This window comes from Kordia jejudonensis, from assembly GCF_001005315.1.
Classification (GTDB): Bacteria; Bacteroidota; Bacteroidia; order Flavobacteriales; family Flavobacteriaceae; genus Kordia; species Kordia jejudonensis.
In genome coordinates this window covers 117,763-125,926 of record NZ_LBMG01000012.1, presented here as the reverse complement: position 1 = coordinate 125,926, position 8,164 = coordinate 117,763, and the positions used below count along the sequence as shown (strand labels likewise).

4 protein-coding genes are annotated in these 8,164 nt (G+C 28.3%); 1 reads left to right on the top strand and 3 read right to left on the bottom strand.

The window, feature by feature from the left end; genetic code table 11:
- Window positions 1-749: 749 nt before the first annotated feature.
- From AA089_RS08970 to AA089_RS08960, 3 genes are all read right to left on the bottom strand, one after another.
- Window positions 750-1,238 (bottom strand): hypothetical protein, encoded by a 489-nt coding sequence (locus AA089_RS08970; RefSeq protein WP_046756600.1) that lies wholly within the window; start codon window positions 1,236-1,238, stop codon window positions 750-752.
- Between the two features lie 135 nt (window positions 1,239-1,373).
- Window positions 1,374-2,816, bottom strand: a complete 1,443-nt coding sequence (locus AA089_RS08965; RefSeq protein WP_046756599.1) for an AlbA family DNA-binding domain-containing protein — start codon at window positions 2,814-2,816, stop codon at window positions 1,374-1,376.
- A 95-nt stretch (window positions 2,817-2,911) separates the two neighbouring features.
- Complete coding sequence (locus AA089_RS08960) at window positions 2,912-4,303, bottom strand: hypothetical protein (RefSeq protein WP_046756598.1); 1,392 nt, start codon at window positions 4,301-4,303, stop codon at window positions 2,912-2,914.
- A 411-nt stretch (window positions 4,304-4,714) separates the two neighbouring features.
- On the opposite strand from AA089_RS08960, the gene AA089_RS08955 reads away from it, so the two are divergent.
- The gene (locus tag AA089_RS08955; RefSeq protein ID WP_046756597.1) at window positions 4,715-7,906 is read left to right on the top strand and encodes an AsmA-like C-terminal region-containing protein; all 3,192 of its coding nucleotides are present in this window, start codon (window positions 4,715-4,717) and stop codon (window positions 7,904-7,906) included.
- Window positions 7,907-8,164 lie beyond the last annotated feature (258 nt).

Below are 8,164 nucleotides of genomic sequence, written 5' to 3'. Positions count from 1 at the left end.
TATAGTGGCACTAATCCTAGTCTTAATACTTGCTATTACTGCAAAATATTACCTAAATATGCAAAATTCCCTAATTTTAATAAATCCCTTTTTATAAGAAGGAATCCTCACTATTTAAATGAGGATTCCTATCATCAAAATGTTCAGTTTTTTAGTTCTTATTTTTCATAATTACCATTAAGTTATCGTAAAACTAAAATTTCGCTGAGCTGAAAAGCCTTGACCTAACAAGGCTTTTCTTTTTAGTTTTTACTATCGTAAATGAAGAAACAAATCGAAATTCATCATAAAAGCTTCTCCCATTATTAAATTACATCATCTTTCTGAGTATTCACAAGATATAAGATATTTTTTGCTCTTGTATGAGCAACATATTTTAAATTATTTTCTTGAATAATTCCCCATCATGTATAATTATCAATCTTTAATGATAATTAATCATAATCTAAAATGAAAACACAATCATTCTCAAGTGTCTTTAAAAATTTGATAAGTAAATTCAGAATTTGATTTTAAGGTTTCAAGTCCTAGTTGATGTAAATTGTTAGCAACAATCTGCTTATTTTCAAATGTAGAAATTCTACTTTTTATTTCATCACGTCAACATATTTGATTCGATCATTAATTGTAGTTGTTTTTCCAGAACCTGCTACTGCATCAATTATTCCGTGATTGACGTGAAATTTTATATTTTTCTTGTTCTGGTGTTAGCGTCATTCTAAATAAGTGTATTTTACTATAATTGATTTTTATTTTCTCAACTCTTTTACTACTGAAAAAATAGTATTTAATCTAATTTTATCCAAAGAGTTGGAAGCGTCTATTTTGAAATATTTCATTAACTGATTAATGGTCTTAGAAACGTTATTATTAACATAATTAAACTCCTTGAATTTTATCTCGATTTTTTGTTTAAATGTTAATGAGTCTCCGTAAATACCTGAAAACAAAGGAGAAAAGTTGTTTTCATAGTCATGAACTCTAGTTTTTAAGGGATTTTTTTTAAGTATTCTTTTTTTTCGTTTTAAAGTGCCTTCTTTCTCTCCTGTAACAATAATATTAGATGCAATATTACAAGACCGATTATAAATTTCTTGAAAATCAGACTTTGTAATATAACTTTTTCCATTGACATAATACTTATTTAATATTAAAGAAAATGAATCTTTGCAACTATAACCTTCCTTAACTATTAAGTCTACAAATTCATTTATGATATTTTGAAATCGATGCTTCATATAAGAAATTACAACATAAAATTACAAAAAATAATAATATTATTTGATAAATAAATTTTAATAAAAAGTAATAGACATCTGTTAGGTATAGTTTGATGACTCGTTGAAAATTATTTTAATAAATATATTTAAGTTTTATTCTTGAAAATTATTGAACCCATTCATTATTATTTCTTGAAATTTTATTGCGTGAGCATCAGGAAGCCCTATTCCACGTAGTATTATTTTTGCAATTTGAAAAAACTCTAAATTATTTTTCAGATCAATAATATATGCGTTCCCTTTTTTAAATTTTGGAATTTCTATTTCATCTTTAGGAGATAGCGGAATATTATATAATTTTAATTTTTTCAAATAATCATCATTATCGAAAAATACAAACTTTCTCCAGCAGTCTGTAATCCTAGCCCTGAAACCAATTTTAGTTTCAAAATCAAAATCATTATCGTTAAGAACAGACTTGTAATGATTAATTATAATTAAAATTACTGTAATGAGATCCATTCCATCAATAAAATTCACAAATGTTGTAAAATCTGTTCTTTTACGTTCTTTTAACGGAGATAAATTTGGATTTGGTGGCGGAACTGACATTCCTAAAAGGCTATAACTTAACGGATCTACAGTCTCTAATGGGCTGTATGTATCTAAAAGATATTTAATGGTATTTGAATTTTCATATTTTTTTGGAATATTTCCTGTCGTGAATTCGCTTACGGGTATTAAAAGTTTGAGGTTTCCATTTTTAAATAACTCTACAGTTGTAGATTTATATATCAAATTCCCCTCTTTCAATGGTCTTATGATTAAAGAACCATCTGAGTGATATATACTATTGAAACCTAAACTTATTGCAATTGAATTTTTAGATTGAAAATCTACTTCAACACCTTTATAAAACCTATCAGCTACTTTTTTAAAAAAATCTGAGGAATAAAAATTCTTAAACTTAAAACTATTAAATGGCATAGGAAATAAATACAATTCTAAGTAAGTCTGATTTGATTCTGATTGTCCTTTTGATTGAGTTAGATTCATGGTAGAAAAGTTTTCTATCTCATCCAAATAATTTTTTGCTTTTTCATTTAATTTTTCAAGGGAATATCTATCACTTAGGGGCTTACTTTCATTATTTTCTCTTTGAAATATTACTCCCTGACTCGTTATGTATGGTGGAATTGGACTTTCATCAACTTTTATTATTAGAACTATATTATCATTTTCTAATTGAATTTTTTTAAAATGATAATACGGTGTCGGATTTATATTTGAATTAATTATTTGTGATATTTGATCTTCAAAATTTCTATATTCAGAAGCATCAAAACCATTAATAACAGTTGGTTTATTTTTGTTATCACTATCAATTCCCCAAAACACCCATCCACCATTTGTATTGGCAAATGAGGAAATAGATTTTGAAATTTTTATATTATCAAGTTTCCCTGTTTTTAATTTGGGAACGTCTCTTTTATATTCTATATACCAACCTTCTCCTATTTCATTTTCTATTAGGCTCTTTAAATCATCATATGTTAATTTTGATATATCTTTTTTATTAAAGGGATTGTATGCCATTTATTTTACATTTTTGTACTTACACAAAGTATTGAATTTTCTTGTAAATAATAAATGTAAAATGAATTAAGCATTGCTTGATGTTTAATAAGTTTTCAAACTATTTCAAAATAATCTTTATTAGTTGTGATTTGAGAGTGTTTTTCCAGATATTTTGATTGATTATATACATATCCTTTGTAACCAATACTTTTTAAAATTAGTTTACTAACCAAAGTGAATAATCTCGCTGAAACATAAGCCATGTATGAATTTATTTTTTCATCAGTCTTATTCTTATCATTATTTAGTAATATGTTACCATGTAATAAATCATTTCTATGCTCTATAATTTCAATATCATGAATATCTAATTTCACACCAAGTTCCTCAAAAGGTCTAGTAAGTTTTTCGTTATTAGTTAAATGTTTTTTATTTACAGGCTTATTAATATCATTTAAACGTCTTTTAAGTTTTAATACTGAATTAGCATCCAAAGTTTTACAATTAACATCTATAACATCGTAAAGTTCTTTAATAATTTTATTTTTAAATTTTTTATCATCAATAAGCTTTTTAGAAGTCGTTTGAACTAAGTTTAAAGCTTTTGAAAGCAATTCAATAACTACTGCAAATATCGTTGGAGCGAGTAATAAAGAACGTGTAGATGTAGCTTCCAAGATAACCATAATTGCAGTTGAAAAATTAGGTTTATTATGAATCTCATTGGCTAACTTAGATAAGTTATCAAGAGTAATCCTAGTTAGTTTATTGTAATATAAATCGGCAATATGTTCAGGTATATCGGAATATGAATATGGATTTGTTGTGATAGGACTATACATTCCTTTTAGTGAAGGTCTTACTGAACAGGAATAATGAATTGCTCCTAAGTTATCAAATGTAAATTTTTCTCCTCCAACATAGAAATTATTTATAAATCCTATGGCTTGCCGAAGAGAAAATGAAGCTTCTGTAAAATCTAAAAATGTTTGTTCTGTAAGATTTTCAATAATATAAAATCCTTTGGAATTATGTTTTAATTGTATAATGTCATAGTATGCATTGTTAATTTTTACACGAAGGCAATCATAGAATTTCTCAGTTCCATAACTTTGATAAGTAACAGTTTCAAATACTGTATGAAATGTTTTTATTTCTTTTAAATCGACTTGATAAAATTCTTTGAATTTACTTTTATTATTAAAGGCTTTTGATTTGAAAGTTTCTATTTCAAATTTCGATTGAGAATATATATTCCCTATTTCATGTGTTTCATAAATATTATTGTCAATAAGGAATGAAAAAATAATATTTGATCTATGATCAATTATCCGTGAATCAATTTCAAGATTAAATTTACCTTTATTCTTTGAGAATTTAGTGTTTATATCTTCTTCCCCTAATAAGACTACCTTTTGATTATCAAAAGCATTTATTTTTTCTATAAAGTCTAATTCTTTTATAAAATTCTTCTCGTTTAAAATTCTCCTAGTTGATTTATTCATGTGGTAAAAAGTTACTTTTAAAGCTCTTATGATTTTTAAATAGGTATAAAAACTATAATACCCACGAAAAATATTATAAAATTAATATATTTTTTTTGAGAATATTATATGCTTTAAAACTGAACATTCTATATTAAAATTAAAGCCTTTAATTCAATTTTAACAGGCTTCTAGTAATTCAGAATTATTTTCTAAGTACTCTCCAAAAGATACAATATCTTTGATGGAAAACTTAGATTTTGGAATGTTGTGGGTTCAAAAATTCTTAACGGAAAATCCCTGCTATACTTCGGAAAAGAAAAGTATCGAACTAAATTTTTTACATCGAACTCAAGTTAAAATAAGGTTTTTTTCATGCGAATTTGTTACTTTTAAAGGCGTACACTTTATCTAACTCTAAAAGATACTACTTTGAAGATTAAAAAATTATGGAAACGGATTTTAGTAGGACTCATCTTAATTCCAATTTTAGTAGTCGGAGGTCTTATACTATATGTTCAGAACAACCAATCTGACATTATCAAAGAGGAGATTGAAAAACTAAACCAAGAACACAAAGGTCGTATTAGTATTGGTAAAAGTGAATTGTCTCTTTTTGGCAATTTCCCCTATATTTCTGCAAAGGTGTATGATTTCAAAATTTTTGAAACAAAGGAAGACAATTCGCCCGTTATCATGGATGTAAAAGATATTTACGTCGGTTTTAACTTATGGGACATTGTAGAAGGTAAGTATGACATTCAATCTTTAATTGTAGAAGAAGGCATTTTGAATCTTGTGATTCATGAAAATAATACGACTAATATTCAAAACTCGTTGGCAAGTACTGCTGACACAGAAACTCCTTCCGCTAATATTCATCTGAAACGGATAAAATTTAAAAATCTAGATATTCACACCTTAGATGAAGCTACAAATACAGATGTTGAAAAATTTGTGTATGAAGGTACAGGTGGTTTTACGTTGAAAGACAGTATCATAGCGGGACATGTAGATGCTGATTTGGAATTGAATATTATCAAAAATAATGATACTACGTTCATTCATAAAAAACATTTTGAAATTCACACAGATGTAGAGTTTAATGAAGATACAGGCATTCTTGATATATTTCCTTCAGGAATTGTCATGGAAAATGGTGATTTTGAGTTGGAAGGCGCTATCGATATTAAAAATGACGTAGACCTTGATTTGATCATGAGAGGTACCAAACCTAATTTTGATATGTTTATTGCGTTTGCGCCTGCGAATGTCATTCCTGTTTTAGAAAAATACAGAAATGCTGGAGAAATTTACTTCAATGCCAGTATTCAAGGAGCTGCCAATAAAGGAAACAGACCACTTATTGATGTTCGTTTTGGAGCGAAAAAAGCCTTTTTAGAAAATCCTGAAAGTGGAAAAAAGATAGATGAAATGGGCTTCAACGGTCATTTTACCAATGGCGAAAATAGAGATGCGAGTACAATGGAATTTTCGTTAACCGATATGACAGCGTCTTTGGAAAAAGGAGAATTCAAAGGAACTATTTTTGTAAAGAATTTTGATTCGCCAGAAGTAAATATGCAAATAAACTCGAATTTTAATCTCAATTTTATTGCTGATTTTTTTGACTTAGAGCAAGTTCAAGATGCTGCTGGACAGGTTTCGCTGGTAATGAGTTTTCATGATATTATTGATATCGATCATCCTGAAAAGGCATTACAAAAACTCAATCAAGCGTATTTTGCAGAGTTGATTGTAAAAGATTTAAGTTTAGCCGCAAAAGAACTTCCCGTTCCGTTGGATAGTTTGAATGTGCATTTGATCATGAATGGCAAAGAAGCAACCCTGAACAAGTTTGAACTATTAATGGGAAATTCAGATGTATCGGTAAGTGGTTTTCTTTCGGACTTACCTGCAATTGTACATCATACGGACGTTCCTGTAGATGTGCATTTGGATATTTCTTCTGATAATTTAGATATTGCGCAACTCACTGGTTTTACAAAACAAGATACGATTCAAACTGGTATTGATGAACAAATAAAAGCGCTAAGTTTGGGACTTTCTTTTAAAGCTTCCGCAAAAAATTTCACAGAATCTAAGTATTTGCCCAAAGGAGAATTTTTTATCGATAGTTTGTATGCAGATTTGAAGCATTATCCACACAAATTACATGATTTTCATGCCGATATATTAATTGATAGTCTAGACTTGCAAGTAGTAGATTTTACAGGATTTATAGATGATAGTGATTTTCATCTTGATGGACTGATACATGAATATGCTTTTTGGATGCAACCTGAACTCAACGGAGATGTAGATTTGGATATGAATCTTACTTCTAAAAAATTAAGATTGGAAGATATTTTTTCATATAAAGGAGAAAATTATGTTCCAGAAGAATACAGACATGAAGAGTTTGATGATTTGACATTGCATTTCACTTCTAGCATGCATTACAAAGATTCTTCCCTACATTCTATTGATTTGGCATTGGACAAGCTAGATACAAAGATGAAAGTTCATCCGCTTCGCTTTCATGATTTTAGAGGAAACATTCATTACGAAGATCAGCATGTGATGATCAAAGATTTTCATGGAGAAATAGGAACTACGAATTTTAATTTTGATTTAAATTATTATGTAGGGGAAAATCAGGAAATAAAGAAAAGAGATAATTATTTGAGTGTAAAGGCAAATTATATTGATTATGATGCGCTTTTCAATTTTGATGCAAGTCCAGCAAAATCTACAGCAGTTGCCACTTCAAAAACTGCAGATGTACAAGAACATGCTGATGCTTTCAATTTGTACGAATTGCCATTTACAGATATGAAATTTAAGGCGGATATTGATCATTTTATTTACCATAGAATTGATCTCAAAAATATCAAAGCAGATTTAAGAACAACGCCTAATCATTACATTTATATAGATACGTTGCATATGGATGCCGCAGGAGGAAATATTCAGTTAAGTGGTTATTTTAATGGAAGCGATCCAGAACACATTTACATGCAACCAGATTTGGTCATGACTAATGTTGATTTGGATAAATTGTTGTTCAAATTCGAAAACTTTGGACAAGATCATCTCGTTTCAGAAAATTTACAAGGAAAGCTTACCTCTAGAATTACAGGTAAAATTAGAGTTTACCCAGATTTGGTACCCGATTTAGATCAATCTACTATAGAAATGGACGTAAAAGTATTAAATGGAAGATTAAAAAATTACGATCCAATGTTGGCGCTTTCAGATTATATGGGAAATAAAAATCTGCAAAATATTCGGTTTGACACCTTACAGAATAGTTTGGATATCAAAAAGGGAAAAATTAACATTCCTTCTATGACAATTGAATCTACTTTGGGGCATATAGAATTGTCTGGTACACATGATAAAGATCAAAATATTGATTACTATTTACGTATTCCTTGGAAGACTGTGAGAAAAGCTGCTTGGCGAAAATTATTTGGACGTAAAAAAGATACAATTACGAATAAAGATCAAGAAGATGAAATTGTAGAAATAGATCCTAACAAAAGAATACGTTATCTCAATGTAAAAGTTAGAGGAAACATAAATGATTATAAGATTTCATTGGGTAAAAAGAGGAAGTGAAACAGTATAATATTTGCAACCGTTGCGAAACTAAATTCATCAAGGAAGCTACTCATGAAAGTGGCTCTTTTCTTATTATTTAAAAAAGAATTTTATTATGTTTGAGGAAATCCATAATTAATTATAAATCGTACGTCTTAACTTGCGCTCAATCTAATCGATAAGAGCACTTTTAATTAAGAAGATTTTTTAGGAGATAGAAAATTGATTTTAAAAATAAGTCAGTCAAGATTTTTAAGTCTGTAAGAAAATATTGTA

Bases quoted from the DNA above. Each gene is read 5' to 3' on its own strand.
- AA089_RS08970 (WP_046756600.1), bottom strand. From the start codon at position 1,238: ATGAAGCATCGATTTCAAAATATCATAAATGAATTTGTAGACTTAATA.
- AA089_RS08965 (WP_046756599.1), bottom strand. From the start codon at position 2,816: ATGGCATACAATCCCTTTAATAAAAAAGATATATCAAAATTAACATAT.
- AA089_RS08960 (WP_046756598.1), bottom strand. From the start codon at position 4,303: ATGAATAAATCAACTAGGAGAATTTTAAACGAGAAGAATTTTATAAAA.